22 protein-coding genes are annotated in these 23562 nt (G+C 67.4%); 13 read left to right on the top strand and 9 right to left on the bottom strand.

Annotated features, from left to right (window positions below; all coding sequences use genetic code 11):
• The first annotated feature begins 106 nt into the window (after positions 1-106).
• Positions 107-916, top strand: a complete 810-nt coding sequence (locus tag U4Z64_RS21300) for a TlpA disulfide reductase family protein (RefSeq protein WP_321821000.1) — start codon at positions 107-109, stop codon at positions 914-916.
• Between the two features lie 115 nt (positions 917-1031).
• Here the strand turns inward: U4Z64_RS21300 and U4Z64_RS21305 are convergent, their stop codons facing one another.
• Positions 1032-1436, bottom strand: a complete 405-nt coding sequence (locus U4Z64_RS21305; RefSeq protein WP_044845438.1) for a hypothetical protein — start codon at positions 1434-1436, stop codon at positions 1032-1034.
• A 422-nt stretch (positions 1437-1858) separates the two neighbouring features.
• Positions 1859-2122: a hypothetical protein gene (locus U4Z64_RS21310; RefSeq protein WP_321821001.1), complete on the bottom strand. Its 264-nt coding sequence runs from the start codon at positions 2120-2122 to the stop codon at positions 1859-1861.
• On the opposite strand from U4Z64_RS21310, the gene U4Z64_RS21315 reads away from it, so the two are divergent.
• The 3 genes from U4Z64_RS21315 to U4Z64_RS21325 all read left to right on the top strand — a co-directional run bounded on the left by U4Z64_RS21315 (position 2121) and on the right by U4Z64_RS21325 (position 4398).
• Positions 2121-2510 carry a fucose-binding lectin II gene (locus U4Z64_RS21315; RefSeq protein WP_124487078.1) on the top strand — a complete coding sequence of 130 codons (390 nt, stop codon included), beginning with the start codon at positions 2121-2123 and terminating at the stop codon, positions 2508-2510. The genes U4Z64_RS21310 and U4Z64_RS21315 overlap by 2 nt on opposite strands.
• A 126-nt stretch (positions 2511-2636) precedes the next feature.
• Positions 2637-3455 (top strand): fucose-binding lectin II, encoded by an 819-nt coding sequence (locus tag U4Z64_RS21320; protein WP_321796156.1) that lies wholly within the window; start codon positions 2637-2639, stop codon positions 3453-3455.
• A gap of 202 nt (positions 3456-3657) precedes the next feature.
• Positions 3658-4398: a fucose-binding lectin II gene (locus U4Z64_RS21325; protein WP_321821002.1), complete on the top strand. Its 741-nt coding sequence runs from the start codon at positions 3658-3660 to the stop codon at positions 4396-4398.
• A 185-nt stretch (positions 4399-4583) separates the two neighbouring features.
• On the opposite strand, the gene U4Z64_RS21330 is transcribed toward U4Z64_RS21325, so the two are convergent.
• Positions 4584-5954, bottom strand: a complete 1371-nt coding sequence (locus U4Z64_RS21330) for a M23 family metallopeptidase (RefSeq protein WP_321821003.1) — start codon at positions 5952-5954, stop codon at positions 4584-4586.
• A gap of 325 nt (positions 5955-6279) precedes the next feature.
• On the opposite strand from U4Z64_RS21330, the gene U4Z64_RS21335 reads away from it, so the two are divergent.
• Positions 6280-7155, top strand: coding sequence for a mechanosensitive ion channel family protein (locus U4Z64_RS21335; RefSeq protein ID WP_044845443.1), 876 nt, complete (start codon positions 6280-6282; stop codon positions 7153-7155).
• A gap of 54 nt (positions 7156-7209) precedes the next feature.
• On the opposite strand, the gene U4Z64_RS21340 is transcribed toward U4Z64_RS21335, so the two are convergent.
• Together U4Z64_RS21340 and U4Z64_RS21345 are read right to left on the bottom strand one after the other, a co-directional pair.
• The gene (locus U4Z64_RS21340; RefSeq protein WP_321821004.1) at positions 7210-8355 is read right to left on the bottom strand and encodes a branched-chain amino acid ABC transporter substrate-binding protein; all 1146 of its coding nucleotides are present in this window, start codon (positions 8353-8355) and stop codon (positions 7210-7212) included.
• A 70-nt stretch (positions 8356-8425) separates the two neighbouring features.
• Complete coding sequence (locus tag U4Z64_RS21345) at positions 8426-9463, bottom strand: histone deacetylase family protein (protein WP_321821005.1); 1038 nt, start codon at positions 9461-9463, stop codon at positions 8426-8428.
• A 125-nt stretch (positions 9464-9588) separates the two neighbouring features.
• Between U4Z64_RS21345 and U4Z64_RS21350 the strand changes: the two genes are divergently transcribed.
• The 5 genes from U4Z64_RS21350 (at position 9589) to dbpA (ending at position 14712) form a co-directional block, all read left to right on the top strand.
• The gene (locus tag U4Z64_RS21350) at positions 9589-10077 is read left to right on the top strand and encodes an Lrp/AsnC family transcriptional regulator (RefSeq protein ID WP_124487083.1); all 489 of its coding nucleotides are present in this window, start codon (positions 9589-9591) and stop codon (positions 10075-10077) included.
• Between the two features lie 61 nt (positions 10078-10138).
• Entirely contained in the window at positions 10139-10468 is a 330-nt protein-coding gene (locus tag U4Z64_RS21355) for a hypothetical protein (protein ID WP_321821006.1), read from the top strand.
• Between the two features lie 537 nt (positions 10469-11005).
• Positions 11006-12649, top strand: coding sequence for a malate dehydrogenase (quinone) (gene mqo / locus U4Z64_RS21360; protein WP_321821007.1), 1644 nt, complete (start codon positions 11006-11008; stop codon positions 12647-12649).
• Positions 12650-13120: 471 nt separating this feature from the next.
• Positions 13121-13318 (top strand): hypothetical protein, encoded by a 198-nt coding sequence (locus tag U4Z64_RS21365; protein ID WP_044845448.1) that lies wholly within the window; start codon positions 13121-13123, stop codon positions 13316-13318.
• Complete coding sequence (gene dbpA / locus U4Z64_RS21370; protein ID WP_321821008.1) at positions 13315-14712, top strand: ATP-dependent RNA helicase DbpA; 1398 nt, start codon at positions 13315-13317, stop codon at positions 14710-14712. The genes U4Z64_RS21365 and dbpA overlap by 4 nt, the downstream gene beginning before the upstream one ends.
• A gap of 40 nt (positions 14713-14752) precedes the next feature.
• On the opposite strand, the gene U4Z64_RS21375 is transcribed toward dbpA, so the two are convergent.
• Positions 14753-15577 (bottom strand): phosphate/phosphite/phosphonate ABC transporter substrate-binding protein, encoded by an 825-nt coding sequence (locus tag U4Z64_RS21375; protein ID WP_321821009.1) that lies wholly within the window; start codon positions 15575-15577, stop codon positions 14753-14755.
• Between the two features lie 325 nt (positions 15578-15902).
• On the opposite strand from U4Z64_RS21375, the gene U4Z64_RS21380 reads away from it, so the two are divergent.
• Together U4Z64_RS21380 and U4Z64_RS21385 are read left to right on the top strand one after the other, a co-directional pair.
• A complete protein-coding gene (locus U4Z64_RS21380; protein ID WP_257774350.1) occupies positions 15903-16928 on the top strand; it encodes a fatty acid desaturase in 1026 nt (341 codons plus the stop codon).
• Between the two features lie 229 nt (positions 16929-17157).
• Positions 17158-18360, top strand: coding sequence for a benzoate/H(+) symporter BenE family transporter (locus U4Z64_RS21385; protein WP_321810587.1), 1203 nt, complete (start codon positions 17158-17160; stop codon positions 18358-18360).
• Positions 18361-18387: 27 nt separating this feature from the next.
• Here U4Z64_RS21385 and U4Z64_RS21390 read toward each other — a convergent pair whose 3' ends face one another.
• From U4Z64_RS21390 to U4Z64_RS21400, 3 genes are all read right to left on the bottom strand, one after another.
• Positions 18388-19275 carry an NAD(P)H-binding protein gene (locus U4Z64_RS21390; RefSeq protein ID WP_321821053.1) on the bottom strand — a complete coding sequence of 296 codons (888 nt, stop codon included), beginning with the start codon at positions 19273-19275 and terminating at the stop codon, positions 18388-18390.
• A gap of 295 nt (positions 19276-19570) precedes the next feature.
• Complete coding sequence (locus tag U4Z64_RS21395) at positions 19571-20476, bottom strand: AraC family transcriptional regulator (protein ID WP_321821010.1); 906 nt, start codon at positions 20474-20476, stop codon at positions 19571-19573.
• Between the two features lie 472 nt (positions 20477-20948).
• Entirely contained in the window at positions 20949-21902 is a 954-nt protein-coding gene (locus U4Z64_RS21400; protein WP_124487108.1) for a LysR family transcriptional regulator, read from the bottom strand.
• A 100-nt stretch (positions 21903-22002) separates the two neighbouring features.
• Between U4Z64_RS21400 and U4Z64_RS21405 the strand changes: the two genes are divergently transcribed.
• Complete coding sequence (locus U4Z64_RS21405; protein WP_124487109.1) at positions 22003-23361, top strand: NAD(P)/FAD-dependent oxidoreductase; 1359 nt, start codon at positions 22003-22005, stop codon at positions 23359-23361.
• Positions 23362-23562 lie beyond the last annotated feature (201 nt).

Genomic DNA, 23562 nt, shown 5'->3' on the forward strand with positions numbered 1-23562 from the left:
GTCACCAAGGGAACCCGTGTGCGTCCCGTAGGGTCGAAACGTCACATGACCGTCGACGGCATCGCGTTCGCCGGTCGATCCACGATCCCCGCACCCTTTTCTCCCCATGTTGAGCATCGGTCCCTTCTCGATCCGCGTCGTCGCGGTAGCCGCCGCCGCGCTGCTGGCGTGGCTCGTTGCCCGCTTCATCCAGCGCCGCCCGCCCGATGGACATCACAAGAGCGCGTCGAGCCTGATCCTCGACGTGCTGCTGCTCGGGCTGGTCGCCGCGCGTATCGGCTATGTCGCGCAATGGTGGCGCGACTACGCGACTACGCCGCGATCCATCGTCGCGCTCGGTGACGGCGGCTTCGACTGGCGCATCGGCATCGCTGCCGCGCTGGCGTTCGCCGTCTGGCGGCTGCGTCGCCTGCCCGCGCTGCGCAAACCCGTGGCGGCCGGCATCGTCGCGGGCCTCGCCGCGTGGGGCATCGCGCAAGGCACGCTGGCGACACTGCAGCGCACCGCGCCGCCGTTCGCCGCGCTGCAGCTCGAAACGCTCGATGCGACGCCCGTCCTGCCGCGACGCTTCGCAGGCAAGCCGGTCGTGGTGAACCTGTGGGCGACGTGGTGCGCACCGTGCCGGCGCGAGATGCCGCTCCTCGAACAGGCGCAACGCGATCATCCGGGCATCACGGTGCTGATGCTCAACCAGGGGGAAAACGCACAGGCCGTGCGCGCGTTCCTCGAACAGCAGGGGCTGCGCTTCGACAACGTGCTGCTCGATCCGTCGTTGCATGCGATGCATGCGTACGGATCGCGCGGGCTGCCCACGACGCTGTTCTTCAATGCGAAAGGCGAACTCGTCGAATCGCACATGGGCGAGCTCACCGCCGCGCGATTGAAGGATGCGGTGGCGCAGCGTTTCGGTCAGTGATGCCGTCGGCCGCCTGCTCGACGCCACGATCGATCGTCGATGGCAGCGCGCGTTCCCGCAGCCGCGGCTGACTCGATCGCCGACACGCCGGCACTTCGACCGCCATCGGCTACGCTTACGGCCTCGACAACACCATCACCCGCCCCGACACGCGCTGAAGCTTCAGCCACCCCGTGTCGGCGGTAAACCTGAGCTGCTGCAACGGGAAATCGAATCCCGCCTTCTGCGCGGCGCTGACCACCGCATCGGCAATCCAGCGAATCAGTTCCTTTCCTTCGTCGGTCGTCTGGTGACCGTTCTGGACACCATAGAAATAGCGGTTCCCTGCGTTGACCTCGTTCTGCAGCTGCATCCAGTGCCCCGGGAGGCCGGGCAGGGTCCTGAACAGGTCGGCCACGCGCTGCGTCGTCAGGCCGCGCGCCCACAACGCGCCGTTCACGGCGGGCCGCGCCAGGTTGTGACGGTCTGCGTCCTGTGCCTGTCCCTTGATCTCGCCTTTCAGACTATCGGGTTTCGTCATCGCACTGTCCTCGTGAGGGCCCGGTAAAGGGCCAATTGAATGAATAAATCCGCCGAATAGCGAGCGCACGCGCGTCTTGCACGATACCGCCAATCTCGGAATTGATCGCCTGTCAGGTATATCAGGCCGCGCTTGGCAATGTCGCGCGCAAAAATCAGCCGCGTCCGATAGGCGTCGCGACAGCAGGCCGATATGCTTCGTCGGGTGCGGTGCCGGTGAAATGCCCTGTTCAAGTTCGGAGTAAGCCGGTCATTGAGCTTCGTCGGCGCCGCACCCCGCTTCGTTGCGAGCCGGCTTCGGCGCGGGCGCCCGAAGGTGGCCGTGGGCGCGGCCACGACAGGGAAAGACGATGTCGAAACAACACGCTGCCCTAAGCGAACGCCGAGCGTCTGCGTAGGAACCGCAACTTCCCGCCATTCCCGTCATTCCCGCCTGCACACCCCGCCATTATTCAAAAAAGCGCGACACGCATCGATATAATTTCCGAGATATATCGAACGACGCTCCATTGAATATTCACCATTAAATCGAACTGTTTCGGTTTCCGATTTTCTGAACAATTCCCATTCCCGGTCGAATATTTTTTCATTTATTTTTCGCCATGCTGACTGAACCGTGTTTGAAACTGCAAGCGTTTGCGAGACACGGTGAAGTGCCTTATCCATCGACTTCCAGGAGGAAAGCATGGCCGAAACTCAAACGTCCTCGAATCGCGCCGGCGAGTTTTCGATTCCGCCGAACACCGACTTCCGCGCGATTTTCTTCGCGAATGCTGCCGAGCAGCAGCACATCAAGCTCTTCATCGGCGACAGCAAGGAACCGGCCGCTTATCACAAGCTGACCACGCGCGACGGCCCGCGCGAAGCCACGCTGAATTCGGGCAACGGCAAGCTGCGCTTCGAAGTGACGGTAAACGGCAAGACGTCGGCCACCGATGCGCGCCTCGCGCCGATCAGCGGCAAGAAATCGGACGGTTCGCCGTTCACCGTCAACTTCGGGATCGTCGTGTCGGAAGACGGTCACGACAGCGACTACAACGACGGCATCGTCGTGCTGCAATGGCCGATCGGCTGACCTGACGCACGATCGGCGGCCGCGCCGTGCCGGCCCGCCGTCGTCTGGCCGGCCAGCGGTTCGCGCTCATCAAGCGGGCCTCACGCAGCCCCCCAATCCAAAACAGCGTTATCACAGGAGACTTCCATGCCGCTTCTTTCGGCTTCGATCAACAGCGCACCCGTCGTCACGTCCGAGACGTACGTCGACATCCCCGGCCTGCATATCGACATCGCCAACGCAGAGATTCGCGACGGGAAACTGCAGGTCATCCTCAACGTGCCGACGCCGTACGCGACCGGCAACAATTTCCCCGGCATCTATTTCGCGATCGCGACGGACAAAGGCGTCGTCGCGGACGGCTGCTTCACCTATTCGTCGAAGGTGCCCGAAAGCACCGGGCGCATGCCGTTCACGCTCGTCGCGACGATCGACGTCGGCAGCGGCGTCACGTTCGTGAAAGGGCAGTGGAAAAGCGTGCGCGGCAGCGCGATGCATATCGATTCGTACGCGAGCATTTCCGCGATCGGCGACACGGCCGCGCAATCGTCGTCGCAAGGCGGCGGGAATCAGGGCACCGAAACCGGCGGCGGTGCCGGCAACATCGGCGGCGGCGGCGAACGCGACGGCACGTTCAACCTGCCGCCGAACATCAAGTTCGGCGTGACCGCACTCACCAACGCGGCAAACGACCAGACGATCGACATCTACATCGACGACAACCCGAAGCCGGCCGCCACGTTCAAGGGCGCGGGCGTGCAGGACCAGAACCTCGGCACGAAGGTGCTCGACTCCGGCAAGGGGCGCGTACGCGTGATCGTGACGGCGAACGGCAAGCCGTCGCGCATCGGCTCGCGGCAAATCGATCTCTTCAAGAAGTCGTACTTCGGAATCGTCGGCTCGGAAGACGGCACCGACGACGACTACAACGACGGCATCGTGTTCCTGAACTGGCCGCTGGGCTGAACCCGACGATGCGCGGGGCGGCAACGCGTGCGCGCCGCCGTCGAACGCGCAATGGCGACGGGGTCAACCGCCCCAGCCACCCGTTGCAAATCGATTCACTCGAGCAGTCATTTGCAGTCCCACGCCGCGCTCCGCGCGCGACGACGGCGAGATCCGCTCACCGGCCGCGCGATGCGAGACATTCCATCAAGACGAGGAAGACATGTCACAACCGTTTACCCATGACGATCTGTACGCCCTGCTGCAACTCGGCGGCAACGATGCAACCGCCGTGCAATCGAACGGCGATCAGGCCGTGCTCGACCGGATGCGTCAGTTCATGACCGCGCAGCTCGTGGAGAAGCTGCCGCAATACGATGTGTTCGTCGACATTGCAACGATCCCGTACAGCTTCGACGTCGGCAGCTGGCAGAACAAGGTAAAGGCCGATGCGGCCGGGCAGGTGATCGCCTGCACGGTGACGTGGGCCGGCGCGCCCGGCGTGCTGCCCGGCGCGGCAGCGAAGTTCGGTGTTGGTGCGGTGGTCAATTACTTCTCGAAGGCGACGCCGCAACCGCAACCCACGCAGCCGGGCACCACGACGACCGGCGGCGGCGAACGCGACGGCATCTTCAACCTGCCGCCGAACATTGCATTCGGCGTGACGGCGCTCGTCAATTCGTCCGCGCAGCAGACGATCGAAGTCTTCGTCGACGACAACCCGAAACCGACCGCAACGTTCCAGGGCGCCGGCACGCAGGACGCGAACCTGAACACGCAGATCGTGAACTCGGGCAAGGGGAAGGTGCGCGTGGTCGTGACGGCGAACGGCAAGCCGTCGAAGATCGGCTCGCGCCAGGTCGACATCTTCAAGAAGACCTATTTCGGACTGGTCGGCTCTGAAGACGGTACGGACGGCGACTACAACGACGGCATCGCGATCCTGAACTGGCCGCTGGGTTGACGGGCTGACCGTTAAACGGAAGGCAAGCGCCGGGCGCTGGTTCGCCCGGCGCTTGCCTTTATTGCTTCCGATGCCCGCCGGGAATACCGTGCACGCGCGTGATGAGCACCGGATGGATAGCCTGAAACATCACGTCGTCGTGCCTGCACACGGTACGCCGGGCGAGCACGCGCGACGTCGCGACATCAGCCGTCGTGCCGGGCGCCACGTTGTGACATCGCGAGCGGCGCCGTCAAGCTGGCCGCGGCCAACTGCGTGCGCGCGGCGTAGGCCACGCGGTTGAACGCGACACGCTGCTCACCCTTCAGTTTCGCTGCCTTCGACGCCTGCACGAGGCCGATCGGATCGACAAGACGACCGTGTCGGCGGACCTCGAAGTGCAGATGCGGGCCGGTCGCGGTCCCGGTACTGCCGACCGCGCCCACCCGTTGACCGCGGGCGACCCGCGCACCGGTTCGCAGCGTGGGCTCGAACGCCGACAAGTGCGCGTAGTACGACGCATAGCCACCGTCATGACGGATCACCACATACTTGCCGTAACCGCGCGGCTCGGTGCCGATGAACGTCACGACGCCGCGCTCGGAGGCATGGACGGCGCGCCCTGTCGGCGCGGCGAGATCGACGCCCGAATGCACGTGGCGCGCGCCGGTCACCGGATGCACGCGCGTGCCGAAGCGCGAACTGGTGCGTGTCGACCGGACCGGCATCGCGAACCGGGTGCCTTCGAACGGCATGCCGTCGAGATCGTAATAGGCGCCCGGCACCCCCGCTCCGGGGGCGAACCACACGGCCGCGACGCGCCGGCCGCGAAAGCGGAGGTCGAGCGCCGTCACGCGCACGCCGCCCGGCAGCGCCGCATCGTCATCGGGTTCGAATGCGACACGGAAGGTGTCGCCGGTCGCGCCGTGCAGCTTCGGGTCGATACGACCGGCCAACATGCGCGCCAGTTGCGCCACGACACCGTCGGGCAAGTCGGCACGCGCCAGCGACGCACGCAGGCTGCCGGTGATCGCACCGGCCCGCGTGCCGCTCTCCTGCTCCGCAAGCACGAACGGTTGCGCGGACGCCAGATCGACACGACGCGATGCGAATGCCGAAGGCGCGCCGATCGCGGGCAGATGCGATGCAAACCCATAATCGAAACGCCCTGCGTAACCGCGCTCGATCGCACCCCGGGCCGCATCGCAAAGGACAACGTACGGCGCACAGGCGCCGGCACGCACGACGAACATGCCGGGATAGGCCTCCGCACGCACACGCACCGCCTGCGAATCCGCCACGATGCGCGGAACCACCGTCGACGCAAGCAAGCCGCCCCAGACGGTGCGGGCGGAATTGAAGAAAGGCACGTCGACAAGGTCGGCCGCTTGCGCCGCCACGGGCGCGGACGGCTCGGCACCGGAGGATGCCAGCGCCATCGCGCCCTGTGTGCCGGCAAGCCACGCCGCCGCAACGACACCGCGCAGCAGCGCGCGGCGAATCGGAAAGCGGATGGCGCCGCGTTGCGCGGACCGACCTCGTTCGCGTGCGAGACGTAAACACAGGTCGAACCGCATCGCGTCGTCACTCGCTATCTATGAAAACTGGAAATGAACCGGGTATCGCGGAGGAAAGAGCGTCGCGATCCGGAAGCCTGGAGGCGAGTGTACTGGCGCGACCAACACCGCTGAATAGGACCGATCCGATTTGGTCAGATGTTGTCTTAGTACATGAACGAAAGATAAAAGTCGCCGCAAAAAATGCGCGGGATGCGCCCCTTCGGTCGTGTGACACCGCGCATGGCTGTACAGTCGAGGGTTGCCCGCGCACGCGCGCATGCCCGCCCGGCCACGGCGGGTGCGCCGCCCGTCGCGCCTTCTGTCCTCAACCCGGAATCCCGTCATGTTTCTCGATCATCTTCATCCGGAACGCTGGACGTTCCTGTGGAACGCGTTGTCCACGCTGTCGCTCAGGCTCTGCGCCGCCCTCGCGCTGCTCGTCGCGGGCTGGTGGCTGTCGAAACGCATCGGCAACTGGCTGAGCCGGCTGCTCGCGAACAAGGAGCGCGTCGACGACACGCTGCGGCCGATCCTCTGCGACGTCGCCGTGTGGGGCATCCGCATCGTCGCGATCGTCGGCGCGCTGTCGCAGCTGGGCATCGAAACCGCGAGCATCGTCGCGGTGCTCGGCGCGGCCGGCCTCGCGATCGGGCTCGCCTTGCAGGGCACGATGCAGAACATCGCGGCCGGCATCATGCTGTTGCTGCTGCGGCCGTTCAAGGTGGGCGACTACATCGACGGCGGCTCGAGCGTCGCGGGGACGGTGGACGAAGTCGGCCTCTTCATGACGCGGCTGACGAAGCCGGACGGCATCTGCGAATACGTGCCGAACAGCGCGCTGTGGGGCAGCGCGATCCGCAATTACACGCGCAATCCGACGCGCCGTCTCGATCTCGAGGTGGAAGTGTCGGTGCACGACGACATCGATCGTGCGCTCGACGCGCTGCGCGCGCTGGCCGAAGCCGATCCCGACGTGCTGACGGAACCGGCACCGGACGTGATGGTGATGCGCTTCGACGACAGCACGGCGATCGCGAACATGCGCGTGTGGACGCACACCGACAAGTTCTGGGCGATGCGCTGGCGCCTCGCGCGCCAGGTGCGCAAGACGCTCGCCGATGCGGACTGCGCGTTGCCGATCCGCACGCGCGAACTGCACATCGTGCATGAAGCCGAACAGCAGCGCCGGTCCGACCCGCGCCGCGTACAGGCGTCGTAACACGCCGGGGCGCACGAGCGCGCACGGCGCGCTGCTTCGTGCGCCCCGCTCGCGTCACATCCTGACGATATCGAGCAGCGCCTTCTTGCCGCTCTTGTACGTGAATACCGAGATCGCACCGTGCTTCAGGTCGCCCTGCGGCGTGAAGCTCGTTTCGCCGATCACGCCGCGATAGTCGGTCGCCGGCATCGCGGCCAGCACCTTCGCCGGCTCCGTGGAGTTCGCGCGCTTCATCGCGTCGACGATGATGTACACCGCGTCGTACGAGAACGGCGCATACACCTGCATCGGCTGGCGATAGCGCGCCTCGTAACGCTTCACGAACGCCGCGCCGCCCGGCATCTTCTCGAGCGCGATGCCGGCTTCCGAGCACACGACGTTGTCCGATGCCGGACCCGCGAGCTTCGGCAGGTCGGTCGAGCACACGCCGTCGCCGGCGAGGATCTTCGCGCGCATGCCGAGCTGGCGCGCCTGCTTCGCGAGCGGACCGCCCGTCGCGTCCATCCCGCCGTACATGATCGCGTCGGGGTTCTCGCCCTTGATCTTCGTGAGGATCGCGCGGAAGTCGATCGCCTTGTCGTTGGTCGCATCGCGCGAGACGATCTTCATCCCGGCCGCTTTCGCCGCCTTTTCGAATTCGGTCGCGAGGCCCTGCCCGTACGCGGTCGAATCGTCGACCACGGCGACCGTCCTGATGCCCAGGTGCTTCGCCGCGTACATCGCGAGCGCGGGCCCTTGCTGCGCATCGGTCGCGACGACGCGATAGGTCGTCTTGAAGCCCTGCTGCGTGTAGGTCGGGTTGGTCGCGGCCTGCGAGATCTGCACGACGCCGCCGTCGCGATAGACGCGCGATGCGGGAATCGACGTACCCGAGTTGTGATGGCCGACGACGCCGACCACCTTGTCGTCGACGAGACGCTGCGCGACCTGCGTCGCGGTGCGCGGGTCGCCCGCGTCGTCCTGCGCGTCGAGCTGCAGCGTGACCTTCCTGCCGCCGATCACGAGCCCCTTCGCGTTGATTTCCTCGACCGCGAGCCGCGCGCCGTTCTCGCTGTCCTTGCCGAGGTGCGCGATCGCGCCGGTCAGCGGCGCGACGTGCCCGATGCGCACGATCTCGTCCGCGTGCGCGGACAGCGCGAATAGTGCACACGCCAGCGCGACCGCGCATGCCGTCTTGTTCTGATGCCTATTCCGATTCATGTTCGTCTCCTTCCTTGTCGCTGTTGGTTCGTGATCCATACCATCGTCGATTGCAGGCAAAGCGATGCGGTCACGCGCGCCCTTCGAAGCCGAGCAGCACGTTCACCGCGTTGATACCGATTTCCTCGACCATGTAGCCGCCTTCCATCACGAACAGCGTTGGCAGGTTCAGGCGCGCGAGCGCTTCGCCGATCCGCAGGTAGTCGGGCGAGCGCAGCTTGAAATGGCTGATCGGATCGTGCTCGAACGTGTCGACGCCGAGCGACACGACGAGCAGGTCGGGCGCGTGCTTCGCGATCGCGGCAGTGGCCTGGCCGAGCGCCGCCGAGTAGGTGTCCCACTGCGTGCCCTTCGGCAGCGGCAGGTTCAGGTTGAAGCCTTCGCCCGCGCCCGCGCCGCGCTCGTCGGCATGGCCCGAGAAGTACGGATACGACACCGCCGGCTCGCCGTGCAGCGACGCGAACAACACGTCCGAACGCTCGTAGAAGATGTCCTGCGTGCCGTTGCCATGATGGAAGTCGACGTCCAGCACCGCGACGCGCGCCGCACCGCTCGCGATGCCGTGCTGCGCGGCGATCGCCGCGTTGTTCAGGTAGCAGTAGCCGCCCATGTACTCGCGGCCCGCGTGGTGGCCGGGCGGGCGGCACAGCGCGAACGCCGCGCGCATGCCGCCGTTCGACAGCAGGTCGGCGCCGGTGAGCGCCGAGTTCGCGCTCGCGCGCACCGCGTCCCACGTGCCGGCGTTGATCGGCGCACCGGCATCCATCGCGAAGAAGCCGAGCTTGCCGTCGATGAAGTCGGGCAGCGTCGCCGCCGACGGCATCGCGCGCACCGGCCACACGAGCGGCAGCGCCTGGCAGGTGCGGCCGGTCGCGGCCCATTCGTCCCATGCGCCGGCGAGAAAGTCGACATAGCGCGCGCTGTGCGCGCCGGCATAGCTCGCGCGGTCGAACGCGCGCGGCGCGATCACGTCGCCGAGGCCGGCCGCGCGGACCTGCGCGAGCACCGTTTCGGCGCGAAGGGGGTTCTCGAACGAATCGGTGATCGCGCCGTCCTTCAGTTCGACGCCGCGATGCAGATAGTGATCGCTGCTGTAGACCGTGAGCATGGTTGACCGTTGCAGTGAAGGCTGTGAGGGGTGGCAACAGTCTATTGAGGCCAGCCGGCAATAACTTTGCTTTTCAACTCTTCGTTTCGTACAATTTTGAGAAAACCGTCTACGGAGACCCGGAAATGAGCAAAAATCGCGCTTCGGTGGAGCTGGACGGCGTCGATCGCGCGATGCTCCGCCTGCTGCAGGAAGACGGCGCGCTGTCCAACGCGACGCTCGGCGAACGGTTGGCGCTGAGCGTCACGCCGTGCTGGCGGCGGCGCAAGCGGCTCGAGGACGAAGGCGTGATCACCGGCTACCAGGCGAACCTCGACCGCCGCGCGCTCGGCATGAACGTATTCGCGTTCGTGCAGGTCACGTTCAACATGCATTCGGACCAGGATTCGGATCACTTCGAGGACGTGATGCGGCGTCACGATGAAGTGACGTCGTGCCACAAGATCACCGGCGCGGCCGACTACATCCTGCAGGTCGTGGCCGCCGATCTCGACACGTATGCGGAATTCGTCGAACGCGTGCTGCGAAAGCAGGCTGGCGTGTCGTCGATCCAGTCGAGCCTCGCGCTGCGCGAGGTCAAGTTCTCGTCGCGCGTGCCGGTGCCGGACGCGTGATCGATCAAGCGCCCGCGCACGGGCATCCGCTGTCGACCTTCATCCCATGGAGCGCTACCGCATGAAACATTGCATTCCTTCCGCGCCGCTTGCCGCCGCGATCGCTCTCGCGTTTGCATTGGGCGCGTGCGCGACGCAACCGCCTGCCCCGCTTCCGCCCAATGTCGCCGGGCAGGACACGCAAGGCACGCAGACCGCCCAGGCTACCGAAGCCGCCCCGCCAATGGTCGGCGGCGATCGCGACGCGCACGGCTGCATCGGCTCGGCCGGCTATGCGTGGTGCGAAACGACCCGACAATGCGAGCGCCCGTGGGAACTCGCGAAGGCGCATGGTTTCGCGAACTCGGCGCAGGGGTACGAGCAGTTCTGCCGGAACGGCGCAGCGAAGTGAAGGAATGCGATGTGACCGGGTCGCGATGCAACGTCGCGCCCCGATGAAGCGCGAGCGCGATGCGCGCCATGCCCGTCGCGCGCGTTTCGCCCCGCTGATCCCGCCTTTTTTCCCGTTCCGCGCACCGTCATTCCGGAAACCCGGACACACAAAAAACCCCACGAAATCAGGGATATTCCGCGCGAGCGACACGGCAATCGAGTTCGGTTATATTACGCGCCCCTTGCCATCCCGCCCCGCGGAACGCATTGCGCGCGGCCGCTTTCGACGCGGCCTGAAACGCCTTCCGGCGAGGCCCGCAGCAAGGGCCTGCGCGCCCGTCGCACGACCGTGAAGCAGCTGATTGCGCGAGCACATGAAGCCGATCCGAAGGTGTCCTTCGCAACGGCTTCGCGTGCGCAAATGCAACGGTGAACATGGTCGGTCCGGAATTCCGGATTCGCGGTCCGGATCTCCGGATGCGCGATCCGGTTGCGAATCCGCACCGGCCGGGCGGCATGGCAAACCGATGCATCCAAGTTGAAAAAGGGATCTGCTGTGATCAAAACGTTACGGGTAATACTGTCGGCGCTCGCGCTGTGCGTCGCGACGTCGTCCGCGCATGCTGCCGATACGAAGAAGGTCGACGTCCTGCTGGTGGGCGGCGGCATCATGAGCTCGACGCTCGGCGTGTGGCTGCACGAGCTGCAGCCCGACTGGTCGATGACGATGGTCGAGCGCCTCGACGGCGTCGCACTGGAAAGCTCGAACGGCTGGAACAACGCGGGCACCGGCCACTCGGCGCTCGCCGAGCTGAACTACACGCCGGAGAAGGCGGACGGCAAGATCGACATCTCGAAGGCGATCGAAATCAACGAGTCGTTCCAGATCTCGCGCCAGTTCTGGGCCTGGCAGGTCCGGCAGGGCGTGCTGAAGAACCCGCACTCGTTCATCAACTCGACGCCGCACATGAGCTTCGTGTGGGGCGACGACAACGTCCGCTTCCTGAAGAAGCGCTACGACGCGCTGCAGGCGAGCCCGCTGTTCCGCGGCATGCAGTATTCGGAAGACTACGACCAGATCAAGCAGTGGGTGCCGCTGATGATGGAAGGCCGCGACCGCAACCAGAAGGTCGCGGCAACGTGGACGCCGATCGGCACCGACGTGAACTTCGGCGAGATCACGCGCCAGTTCGTCGGCTACCTGAAGACGCAGCCGAACTTCACGCTGTCGCTGTCGAGCGAAGTGCGCGAGATCTCGCGCAACGCGGACGGCACGTGGCACGTGTCGTGGGTGAAGCTGCATTCGGATGAACCGCCGCAGGCCGTCGACGCGAAGTTCGTGTTCATCGGCGCGGGCGGCGGTGCGCTGCACCTGCTGCAGGCGTCGGGCATCCCCGAGGCGAAGGACTACGGCGCGTTTCCCGTGGGCGGCTCGTTCCTCGTGACCGACAACCCCGAGGTCGTGAAGCGCCACCTCGCGAAGGCGTACGGCAAGGCGTCGGTCGGCTCGCCGCCGATGTCGGTGCCGCACCTCGACACGCGCATCATCGACGGCAAGAAGATCATCCTGTTCGGGCCGTTCGCGACGTTCTCGACCAAGTTCCTGAAGAACGGCTCGTACTTCGACCTCGCGAAGAGCACCAACCTGCACAACGTCGCGCCGATGATGCGCGTGGGCGTCGACGAATTCCCGCTCGTCGAGTATCTCGCCGGCCAACTGATGCTGTCCGACGACGACCGCTTCAACGCGCTGAAGGAATACTTCCCGGACGCGAAGAAGGAAGACTGGCGCCTGTGGCAGGCCGGCCAGCGCGTGCAGATCATCAAGCGCGACCCGAAGAAGGGCGGCGTGCTGAAGCTCGGCACCGAGATCGTCAGCTCGCAGGACGGCAGCATCGCGGGCCTGCTCGGCGCATCGCCGGGCGCGTCGACGGCCGCGCCGATCATGCTGAGCCTGTTGCAGAAGGTGTTCAAGGACAAGGTCGCGACGCCCGAATGGCAGCAGAAGCTCCGCCAGATCGTGCCGAGCTACGGCACGAAGCTGAACGACAGCCCGGCGAAGGTCGTCGAGGAATGGACCTATACGAGCGGCGTGCTGCAGCTGTCGCCGCCGCCGAAGATCGACCTGACGGCGCCGTCGCAGGCGACGGGCACGGCTCCGGCGCGTCCCGCGAAGGCGGCGGCCGACATGGCGCTGTAACGCGTCCGGTCCCGTTTCGCCGCATCGCACGGCCGCCCTTCGGGGCGGCCGTTTTGCTTGGCGGACGCGGACGGCGCGGCGTGCTCCGTCCTGCGGAGACTTCCGGCTGCTGCTCTGCCCGTCGCACCGCTGCCGATTGTCCGCTGCTGGTCGTTCGTTGCTGGTCGTTCGTTGCTGGTCGTTCGCTGCTGGTCGTTCGCTGCTGGTCGTTCGCCACCGGTCGTTCGCTGCCAGCCGAACCGCAGGCGATCGCGCCCGCTACCGGCCAAGCGCGGCCGTTCGTCCCCAGCCGCCCTCCCGCATCCGCTAGAATTGCGGGCACGCGCGACACTGTCGCCACCGATCCACCATCCGCATCGACGCGGTCCACGCGACCGCCGGTGCGGCCCGCGCCCGAGCCGCGCGAGCGCCGCACTTCGTTGCCGCGCCCGCCCGGGCGCGCCACCAACCGAATTCAGCTGGAGAAAGACCGTGTTTACTTGCCGAAACCAGAGCTGCGGCACGCAGTGGGAAACGTCCGACGTCGTCATCAAGGACGAAGGCCAGGGGCTGCTGTTCCGCTGCCCGCTGTGCGGCGCGCGCAACTATCTCGAGCGCTTCGAGGACGATGAAGGCAACGTCGCCTACGAACAGATGGAAGGCAAGCCTTACCTCGGAGACCTCGAATGACGCAGCCGACCGCCACGCCCTTCAGCGCGCTGCCGCTGACGCCCGCCACGCTCGCGAACCTCGCGCAGCTCGGCTATGTCGACATGACGCCGATCCAGGCCGCGAGCCTGCCGATCGCGCTGGCCGGCCAGGACCTGATCGCGCAGGCGAAGACGGGCAGCGGCAAGACCGCCGCGTTCTCGCTCGCGCTGCTGGCGCGCCTCGACGCGCGCCGCTTCGACGTGCAGGCGATGATCCTGTGCCCGACCCGCGAGCTCGCCGACCAGGTCGCGCAGGAGGTGCGCCGCCTCGCGCGCGCCGAGGAAAACGTGAAGGTGCTGACGCTGTGCGGCGGCACGCCGATGCGCCCGCAGGCGCAGAGCCTCGAGCACGGCGCGCACATCGTCGTCGGCACGCCGGGCCGCATCATGGATCACCTCGACCGCGGCAACCTGAAGCTCGACGCGCTGAACACGCTCGTGCTCGACGAAGCCGACCGCATGCTCGACATGGGCTTCTTCGACGACATCGCGAAAGTCGCGCGCATGTGCCCGACGACGCGCCAGACGCTGCTGTTCTCGGCGACCTACCCCTACGGCATCGCGAAGCTGAGCCAGCAGTTCCTGCGCAATCCGAAGGAATTGAAGCTCGAGGAGCGCCATGACGACAGCAAGATCCGCCAGCGCTTCTACGAAGTGACGGAAACCGAGCGGCTGCACGCGGTCGGCCAGTTGCTGAACCACTACCGGCCGGTGAGCACGATCGCGTTCTGCAACACCAAGCAGCAATGCCGCGACCTGCTCGACGTGCTGCACGCGCAGGGCTTCCACGCGCTCGCGCTGCACGGCGAGCTCGAACAGCGCGAACGCGACCAGGTGCTGATCCAGTTCGCGAACCGCAGTTGCTCGGTGCTGGTCGCGACCGACGTGGCCGCGCGCGGGCTCGACATCGCGCAACTCGAGGCCGTGATCAACGTCGACGTGACGCCCGACCCCGAAGTGCACGTGCACCGTATCGGCCGCACCGGCCGCGCGGACCAGGAAGGCTGGGCGCTGAGCCTCGCCAGCATGGACGAGATGGGCCGCGTCGGCGCGATCGAGCAGGCGCAGAAGCGCGACGTCGAATGGCATCCGCTCGCGGAACTGAAGCCGGCCGGCAACGACACGCTGCTGCCGCCGATGGAAACGCTGCAGATCCTCGGCGGACGCAAGGACAAGATCCGCCCGGGCGACGTGCTCGGCGCGCTGACCGGCGATGCGGGGTTCGACGGCAAGCAGATCGGCAAGATCAACGTGACCGAGTTCTCGACCTATGTCGCGGTCGAGCGCGGCGTCGCGCGCGACGCGCTGCGCAAGCTCAATGCGGGGAAGATCAAGGGCAAGCGGGTCAAGGTCCGGTTGATGGACGAAGAGTGACCTGAAGTGGCGCGGCTGTCACGGCAGCCGCGCCACCGCATCACGCCAGCTCGGGATACCCGTGCGCGGCCGCGTCCCGCGCGAACCCGGCAATCGTGTCGTACGCGCCCGGCGGCAGGCGCTCGAATCCCTTCAGCCGCAGTGCGCTCGCCCGCGCCGGATCGAGCGCGACCGCGTGATCGAGCGCATCCTGCAACGCCTCCACGAGCCGCCCTTCCAGCGCTTTCGACGCGATCAACGGCAACCCCGGCGCCGACGCCGTCATGCCGATGATCCGGATCTCTTTCAACAACTCGGGCAGCGCGTCACGCACGTACGCGAAGGTCACGCAATCGATCGCCGCGCAATCGGCAACACCTGCCGCCAGCGCGCGCAGCACGTTCAGGTGCGAGCCGAACGGCACGACCGAACCGAAGAAACGCCCGTCGTGCGCGTGCGGCGCGACCGCGTGCCGGAACGCGTTCATCCCGCTGTGCGAATCCGCGCCGTTGAAGGCGGCTCGCAATCCGCGACACGCGGCCAGCATCGTCGCGCCGCCCGCATGCACGCGCGCCGACGCGACCAGCACGCTGCTGTAGCGCGCGCCGTCGCAGCCGGGGGCATCGAAGGCCGGTGTCGCGATCAGGTGCGCGGTATCGCGCAATCCGAGCATCCGGTACGGATAACCGCACGTCTGCGACAACAGCAGGTCGTTGCGGCGCCACAGCGCGTGCAGATCCCCGAACGGCTCGTCGAGCAACGCGACGCCGGCCGGCCCGCCGGCGCGCGCGAACGCATCGAGCGCGTCATGCAGCAGCGCGCGCCACAGCGCGGCGTGGCGCGGCGTCACGTTGTACATCGGCAGTCCGGCGATCCATTGGCTCATGCGGGCATTCTACGCATTGGCGGCGCCCTGGAGAAAGCCCGTTCGCCCGGGCGTCGCCGGGGTCCGGCACGCGGCCGGGGCCGGGGCCGGGGCGGCCAATGCTTATCGGCCGCGCAGCGATAAGCAAATCCGAATTGCTTGGTTGGCCTGACTACGCGGCCCGGTTAGCGTTCCAGTGTCGCGACGCCAGCGCATGCCGCTTCAGCGGCTGACCGCGAGCCGCGGCGCCTGTCGGCCAACCGCATCGCAGCCCGCACCGGCGCGATCGTCCGCTACCGGTTATCCGTATATCGCCCGCTTCACCCGCTTCATCCGCCCCAGCACCATGGCCGAATACTTCGACGTCGACCACGCGCGCGCGATCGCCGCACTCGACGCCCGCTTCACTGCCCGTACCGAGTGGCCGACCTGGCTGCTGGTCGTCGCGATCTACGGCGGCTGGCTCGCCGTGCTGCTGCTCGTGCGTGCCGAGCGCCTGTCGCTCGCGGCCGCGACGCCGCCGCTGATCCTGCTCGGCGCGTGGCACATGTCGCTGCAGCACGAACTGCTGCACGGCCATCCGACGCGCTCCGCGTTCGTGAACCGGCTGCTCGGCTATCCGCCGCTGACGATCTGGTACCCGTACACGCTCTATCGCGACACGCACCTCGACCATCACCGCGACGAGGACCTGACCGTGCCGGGCGTCGACCCGGAAACGAACTACGTGTCGCGCGAGCAGTGGGCGCGGCTGCCGCGCTGGCGTCGCGCGCTGACGGTTGCGCGCACCACCTTCGTCGGACGTCTCGTGTTCGGGCCGCCGACGAGCATCGCCGCGATGTTCGCCGACGCGTTCGCCGCGTTCCGGCGCGGCGACTTCCGCTATCTGCCGATGTGGGCGACGCACGCCGCCTGCGTGGTCGCGCTGCTCGCGTGGCTGCAGTGGGCGATCGGCGTGCCGTGGTGGTACTACCTGCTGGCGGTGACGTGGCCCGCGCTGTCGCTCGCGATGATCCGTTCGCTGTTCGAGCACCGCGCCGCGCGGCATCCGAAGGCGCGCATCGCGATCAACGAGGCCGGTTTTGCGATGCGGCTGCTGTACCTGAACAACAACTACCACCTCGTGCATCACGACCTGCCGAGGCTGCCGTGGTACGACCTGCCGCGCGCGTACCGGATGCGGCGCGACGCCTATGCGGAGAAATGCGGCGGCTTCGTGATCCGCGGCGGGTATCGCGAACTGCTGGCGCGCCATGCGTGGACGCCGACCGACACGCCCGTGCACCCGTTCGACCAGGGCACGGCATCGCTGTCGACGGGCGGCGGTGCGAAGGTCGCCGCGGTCGACGGGTATCTTCAGATCAGTACGTGACGCGCGAGCGGGGCCGCGCTCCGCCGTGAAGCCGCCCGATCCGACGACGCGACGACACGCGCGCAAGGCCGCCCCGGCGCGCATTCATTACAAAAAGCCGACAACGCCGAGCTTCATCGGCGAATTGCTAATTCCACCGGCAATGTCCAGAATGACGGCTCGTCCGGGGCTTCCAACAATCATTCGCCCCGGCTCAGCCTCCCGGCCGCGCGCCGCACTCCCTACGACGATGCAACCGAACACCTCGCCGGGCGCGATCCGCTCGATCGGCAACGACTGGTCCGTCTCCGCGGTCACCGCGGGCTTTCTCGCGGTGCTGATTTCCTACGCGGGCCCGCTCGCGATCTTCTTCCAGGCGTCGCAGGCCGCGCATGCGTCCAACGAGATGGTGGCTTCGTGGGTCTGGGCGATCTCGATCGGCGCGGGCGTGTCGGGGCTGTTCGCGAGCTGGAAACTGAAGGTGCCGGTCGTGACCGCGTGGTCGGCACCCGGCACCGCGCTGCTCGTCGGCCTCTTTCCGCAACTGACGCTGAACCAGGCCGTCGGCGCGTACATCACGGCCGCGCTGATCATTCTCGTGATCGGCATCACCGGCTATTTCGACCGGCTCGTGCGCCATATTCCGCGCGGCATCGCGTGCGGGATGATGGCCGGCATCCTGCTGCCGTTCGGCATGCGCGCGTTCTCCGCCGCGACCGCGCAGCCGGTGCTCGGGTTCGGGATGATCGCCGCGTACGTGATCTTCAAGCGCCTGCTGCCGCGCTACAGCATCGTGCTCGTGCTGCTGACGGGCGCCGCGCTCGCGACGCTGCTCGGGATGGCGCATCTCGGCAACGTGTCGCCGAGCATCGCGCGCCCGGTCTTCATCGCCCCCGAATGGACGCTCGGCACGACGCTCAGCCTCGCGCTGCCGCTCGTCGTCGTCAGTCTCACCGGCCAGTTCCTGCCGGGGATGACGATCCTGCGCGTGTCGGGCTACCACACGAGCGCGCGGCCGATCATCACGGCAACCAGCGTGATGTCGCTCGCGGTCGCGTGCTTCGGCGGGATCACGATCGTGGTCGCGGCGATCACCGCGGCGCTATGCACCGGCAAGGACGCGCACGAGGATCCGGACCGGCGTTATATCGCGGGCATCGCGAACGGCGTGATCTACCTGATCGGCGGGCTCTTTGCCGGCACCATCGTCACGCTGTTCTTCGCGCTGCCGAAGGCGTTCGTCGCGATCCTCGCGGGGCTCGCGCTGATCGGTGCGATCGGCGCGAACGTGCACGGGATCTTCGAGGACGAGGCCCATCGCGAAGCGTCGGTGATCACGTTCCTCGCGACCGCTTCGGGGATGACGTGGCTCGGGCTCGGATCGGCGTTCTGGGGGATCGTGATCGGGTCGATCGCGTATGCGGTGTCCGGCAGGGCGCGGCGGCAGGCGTAACGCGCATCCTTTCAGCCGCCACCCGGCTCACCCCGCGTGCACGCGCACCAGCGTCGCGAGCGCCTCCGCCAGTGTCGTCGTGCCATACGCGTGCTCCGACACGCCGGCCTCGACATCGATCTGCCCCGCGTTGTGCACGTCGTACAGATCGACGATCAATTGCGCATGCCGTTCGCTGAGCCCCGCGCGCAACAGCGTCGCGGTCCATGCTTCGCGCGGCAGTTCGCGCGCGACGATCTCGCGGTCGGCCGCCGCGCCGAGCGTATCCGCGATGTCCCGCACGCTCGCGCGCTGCGGCCCTTCGATGCTGACGATATGCGGCCCGTTGCCGGTTTCGGCGGCATCGAGCAGCAACCGCGCCGCCGCGACACCCACATCGGGCGCCCAGACCGTCGGGAACACCTTGTCGACCGGATGGTGAAAGCTCGGCAGCACACCGGTTGCGAGCGCGACGGGCAACACGCGCGTCCAGTTCTGCAGGTGCTCGGCCGAGCGCAGCAGCGTGAGCCGCGTCGGAACCGTCTTCACCGCTTCTTCCAGACGATGAAAGAGCCGCGTGATGCCCGTGTTGCCTTCACGCTCCGCGCCGTAGTCCGACAGCGCAAGCAGCGCCGGCGGCGGATTCGCGGCAAGTGCGCCGGTCACGATGTCGATCGTCCGCTCCATCGTTGCCGCAGGGTCGCTGTCGGCGACCGGAACCGGACACAGCATCTGCACGGCTTGCGCGCCATCGAGCGCCGCCGCAACCGCGCGTGCGTCGGTCAGGTCGGCAATCGCGACGTCGCAGCCGAGTTGCGCGAAACGATCGCGCCGGCGTGCGTCGCGCAGCACCGCGCGCACGGGATGGCCTGCCTCGCGCAGCGTCGTTATGGTTGCAAGGCCGACGTTGCCTGATGCGCCGAAAATCACGAACACGATCCGCTCCTGGGGGATGAAGGTGATGTGATTGTCGGTGCGCATCGCCGACGTGACGCGCACGGACGGATGACGCGAGCAGGAAAGGATGACGGATCAGGCGCGTGCCGGGTTCGTCCGCTGCATGGCAGGAACCGGACGTTGTACGGCTCGGTGTCGAACGCCAGCGGTCGCGGCTCGCATGGTGCCGCCAGCCACGCTCATGCAGTCGAAACGAAGCAGCGTCCGCGCGTGACGAACCGGGCACTCGCCGATCGTCGTCGCGCACGCGCGGACATTGAGCCACCGCGCTCGATCAACGGTCGTCGCCGTCATAAGCGAGCCTCAGCCCACCCCGCGCCCCTGACCGCGCGATCTCCGTCGGCGTCGCGCCCAGCACGCGATTCATCCAGTTCGCCATGTGGCTCTGATGCGCAAACCCGGCTTCGAGCGCGATCTGGCTGATGCTGAGCCGGCCTTCGAGCAGCAACGCCTTCGCACGCTCGACCCGCCGCCGCACCACGTACTGATGCACCGGCATCCCGAGCGTCTCGCGAAACAGCACCTTGAAATGCGGCACGCTGATCGACACGAGCGCCGCGAGTTCGGCGAGCGTCATGCGTCGCTCGAGGTTCGCCTCGACATAGTCGATCACGCGGGCCGCCGCCTTCGGCGCAAGCGTACGCCGGCGCTCGCGGAACGCCGGCTGGCTGTCGACCAGCCGCGCGACGAGCGCCGTGCACAGGCTCTCCGCATAGAGCGGGTCCGACGCGTCTTCCGCCTCGAGTTCGGCGGCCATCGCCCACGCGATGTGCTGCAGGCGCGGATCGCGCACCTGCAGCCGCCGGCGGATCTGCGCCTGCGACGGCTTCAGTTCGAGTTGCTCGAACGTGCGCCGCACGAACGTGTCGCTGAGCGCGATGTGCAGGATCCGGCAGTCGGCGCTGTCGGTCCACCGGCCCGGCAGGCCGGCGGGAATCACGTCGACGTCGCCGTGCGCCTGGATGTGCGACACGCGTTCGCCGTCGCACACGCAATCCGCGCGCACGGGCGAACCGATATGCACGCCGATGCGGTGATGCTCGGCGGCCGGAATCCGGTACGTACCCGCGCGAATCTCCAGCAGCGACGCGCCGAAGCCGCGCCAGCCGAGCCCGCGGCTGGAGCGCAGGCTGACCGGCACGCCGTTGTCGGTCGGCGCGGCGAGAATCGGATCGCTCATGGTTCCCCTCCACCAGATCGGGTGTCGAACGCGCATTGTGACGCTTTTCCGCGGTGCTTGCCGGGCCTGAACGCCCGTTCCCGCAGCGCGCGGAAAAAGATCATCCGTTTCTGCTCAAACCGATCCGCGCCTGCGCGCCGGCAAGCGCCGACACGCCTACGATCGCCTCATCCGACACCTACGGAGCCCGTCATGCCCGATTGCCGCCCGTTTCGCGCGACGTTCGCCGCGCCGCCGTCCGGGGCCACCCGCGTTGCTTCCCGCCGCGCTTCTCGCCCTGCTTCCTGCCCCGCTTCTCGCGCTGTTTCCCGTCCTCGCTCCGGCAGTATCCGCGCGACACTCGCCGCACGCTGCCTGCGCATGATCGGCTGGTATCGGCTCGAGCGACTGCTCGCGTCGATTCCCGACAGCAACGACGACTTCGGGATCGTATAACCGCCGCGACACAGGCACACACGCCGCCCGCGTCGGCCTACTTGCGCCGCCGCTCGTGCGGCGCGACGGTCGCGCCGTCGATCACCGGCGCGCCCTGCTTGATCAGGAAATCGCGAAACAGCCCCGTCACCTGCGAGATCCGCCGGTCGGCGAGCGTGACCACATACCATTCGCGCTCGATCGGGTTGCCCGGAAACGGCAACTGCCCGAGCAGCCCGGTGCGCAACTCGAGTGCACACGCGTGCAACGAAAGGAACGCGACGCCGAGCCCCGCTTCGGCCATCTGCTTGATCGCCTCGTTGCTCGACAGCTCGGAGCCCACGTGGAAGCGGTAGCCGGCCGTCTTGAACAGGCTCTCGACCGTGGAACGCGTGCCCGCGCCGCGTTCGCGCACGAGCAGGTGCGCGGATTCGAGATCCTTCAGCGCGACACGCTTGCGCTGCATCAGCGGATGGCCGGGCGCCGCGACGAACACCATCGGATGCTTCGCGAACTCGACCGCGTGCGTGCGCAGCTCCTTCGGCGCGCTGCCCATCACCGCGAGATCGATTTCATGCGTCGCGAGCATGCGGATGATGTCGTCGCGATTGCCGACCTTGAAATAGGTCTTCACGTGCGGACGCGTCGCGGTGAATTTCACCAGCAGCGGCGGGATCAGGTACTCGGCCGTCGTGATCGCGCCGATCCGCAGCGTGCCGCCGAGATCGCCCGTCAGCGCGGCCACTTCGTCGCCGGCCTCGCTCCACAGATGCAGGATCTCGCGCGCATAGCGCGACACGATTTCACCGGCGGCGGTCAGCTGCACGCCGCGCCCCACCCGCTGCAGCAGCGCGGCGCCCACCGCCTCCTCGAGCAGGCGCACCTGCAGCGACACGGCCGGCTGCGTCAGGTTCAGCTCCTCGGCCGCGCGCGACACGCTGCCGAGCCGCGCAATCATGTCCAGCGCCTTCAGCTGCCGGAACGTCGCGGTCTTTCCTATAAGTGAATACATATGAGTCGCTTATAAACATTAAATTGTTCGCGTAGGTTCAAAACTATATCGTCGGTTCTTGAGCAATGTCATCCGAATCGTCATCAGCGGGAGCCACAATATGGACACCATCACGCCTACCCTTGCAACGGATCGCGCACCGCGCGTGCCGCGCATCGTGATCGTCGGCGGCGGCGCCGGCGGCCTGCAGCTCGCCACGCGCCTCGGCGACACGGTCGGCCGCCGCGGGCAAGCCGACGTCGTGCTCGTCGACCGCTATCCGACGCACTTCTGGAAGCCGCTGCTGCACGAAGCCGCGTCCGGCCATCGCGATCCGGCCTCGCACACGATCGAATACGCGGCGCAGGCGAAGCGCCACGGCTTCCGCTTCGTGCAGGGCGCGCTGCAGCGGGTCGACCGCGCGGCACGCACGGCGACGATCGCCGCGGTGCAGGACGCGGACGGCACGGAGATCCTGCCGCAGCGCGAGCTCGGCTACGACGATCTGGTGCTGGCCGTCGGCAGCGTGACGAATTTCTTCAACGTGCCGGGCGCCGCGCGCCACGCGTTGCCGCTCGAAAACCTCGACCAGGCCGAGGACTTCCGCCGCAAGTTCCTCGCCGCGTGCACGAAGGCGAACCACCTGGCCGAGCAGCAGCCGGCGCGGCGCGCCGCGCCGATCTGCATCAACGTGATCGGCGCGGGCGCGACGGGCGTCGAACTGGCCGCGGCGCTGCGCCATGCGATCCAGCAGTTGACCACGTATCGCTTCAAGGCGCTGGTGTCCGCACGCGACGTGCACATCCGGCTGATCGAAGGCGGCCCGCGCATCCTGCCGGCGCTCGACGCAAGGCTGTCGGCCAAGATGCACGCGCAACTGCGCACGCTGAACGTCGACGTGCTGACGGACACGCGCGTCGCGGAGGTCGGCGCGGACGCGGTCACGACCGCGGCCGGCGAGCGGCTCGCGAGCGACATCACGATCTGGGCGGCCGGCGTCGCGGGCCCCGCGATGCTGCGGGAACTCGGCGACATCGCGCTCAACCGGTCGAACCAGGTGATCGTGACCGAGACGCTGCAGACGCCCGACGATCCGCACGTGTACGCGTTCGGCGACTGCGCCGCGTGCCCGTCGGCCGACGCGGGCGGCTTCCTGCCGCCGCGCGCGCAGGTCGCGCACCAGCAGGCCGTGTACCTGGGCGAAGCGCTCGCGCGGCGCCTCGCCGGCAAGCCGGTGGCGGGCTTCACGTTCCGCGACGCGGGCACCGTCGTGTCGCTCGGCCAGGCCGGTGCCGTCTATCAGGCCGACCTCGGCGTGCGTTCGCGCTCGCTGATCGTCGACGGGCTCGCCGCGATCGGGCTGTACAAGTTCCTGTACCGCAAGCACCTGTTCAGCGTGTACGGACTGAAGCGCGCGCTGTTCCAGTCGCTGAGCCACTGGCTGCAAAGCCGCAACCAGCCGTCGATCAAGCTGCACTGAGCGTCGACGGCCACGCGGCATCGCAAGACGGCGTATCGGGCGCACCTCGCCCGATACGCCGTTTTTTCATGTGCACACATCCGGTGCATTCATATCGCGCACGCGTCGGGTGCGTCACATCGAACGCCATCGATACGATGCCATTCGTCCCGAACGTATGGATCGCGTGCATCCCGCGCCGGTACTGGCTCGCCGCCCGAT

It is taken from the genome of Burkholderia sp. BCC1996, from assembly GCF_905339955.1.
Lineage (GTDB): Bacteria > Pseudomonadota > Gammaproteobacteria > Burkholderiales > Burkholderiaceae > Burkholderia.

Excerpts from the sequence above, each read along its gene's own strand:
- U4Z64_RS21315 (WP_124487078.1), top strand. The coding sequence starts at position 2,121 with ATGGCCGAAACTCAAACGTCCTCGAATCGCGCCGGCGAGTTTTCGATT.
- U4Z64_RS21330 (WP_321821003.1), bottom strand. The coding sequence starts at position 5,954 with ATGCGGTTCGACCTGTGTTTACGTCTCGCACGCGAACGAGGTCGGTCC.
- U4Z64_RS21340 (WP_321821004.1), bottom strand. The coding sequence starts at position 8,355 with ATGAATCGGAATAGGCATCAGAACAAGACGGCATGCGCGGTCGCGCTG.
- U4Z64_RS21355 (WP_321821006.1), top strand. The coding sequence starts at position 10,139 with ATGAAACATTGCATTCCTTCCGCGCCGCTTGCCGCCGCGATCGCTCTC.
- U4Z64_RS21305 (WP_044845438.1), bottom strand. The coding sequence starts at position 1,436 with ATGACGAAACCCGATAGTCTGAAAGGCGAGATCAAGGGACAGGCACAG.
- U4Z64_RS21310 (WP_321821001.1), bottom strand. The coding sequence starts at position 2,122 with ATGCTTTCCTCCTGGAAGTCGATGGATAAGGCACTTCACCGTGTCTCG.
- U4Z64_RS21350 (WP_124487083.1), top strand. The coding sequence starts at position 9,589 with ATGAGCAAAAATCGCGCTTCGGTGGAGCTGGACGGCGTCGATCGCGCG.
- U4Z64_RS21375 (WP_321821009.1), bottom strand. The coding sequence starts at position 15,577 with ATGAGCCAATGGATCGCCGGACTGCCGATGTACAACGTGACGCCGCGC.
- U4Z64_RS21385 (WP_321810587.1), top strand. The coding sequence starts at position 17,158 with ATGCAACCGAACACCTCGCCGGGCGCGATCCGCTCGATCGGCAACGAC.
- U4Z64_RS21300 (WP_321821000.1), top strand. The coding sequence starts at position 107 with ATGTTGAGCATCGGTCCCTTCTCGATCCGCGTCGTCGCGGTAGCCGCC.
- U4Z64_RS21325 (WP_321821002.1), top strand. The coding sequence starts at position 3,658 with ATGTCACAACCGTTTACCCATGACGATCTGTACGCCCTGCTGCAACTC.
- U4Z64_RS21380 (WP_257774350.1), top strand. The coding sequence starts at position 15,903 with ATGGCCGAATACTTCGACGTCGACCACGCGCGCGCGATCGCCGCACTC.
- U4Z64_RS21335 (WP_044845443.1), top strand. The coding sequence starts at position 6,280 with ATGTTTCTCGATCATCTTCATCCGGAACGCTGGACGTTCCTGTGGAAC.
- U4Z64_RS21320 (WP_321796156.1), top strand. The coding sequence starts at position 2,637 with ATGCCGCTTCTTTCGGCTTCGATCAACAGCGCACCCGTCGTCACGTCC.
- U4Z64_RS21405 (WP_124487109.1), top strand. The coding sequence starts at position 22,003 with ATGGACACCATCACGCCTACCCTTGCAACGGATCGCGCACCGCGCGTG.
- dbpA (WP_321821008.1), top strand. The coding sequence starts at position 13,315 with ATGACGCAGCCGACCGCCACGCCCTTCAGCGCGCTGCCGCTGACGCCC.
- U4Z64_RS21395 (WP_321821010.1), bottom strand. The coding sequence starts at position 20,476 with ATGAGCGATCCGATTCTCGCCGCGCCGACCGACAACGGCGTGCCGGTC.
- U4Z64_RS21345 (WP_321821005.1), bottom strand. The coding sequence starts at position 9,463 with ATGCTCACGGTCTACAGCAGCGATCACTATCTGCATCGCGGCGTCGAA.
- U4Z64_RS21400 (WP_124487108.1), bottom strand. The coding sequence starts at position 21,902 with ATGTATTCACTTATAGGAAAGACCGCGACGTTCCGGCAGCTGAAGGCG.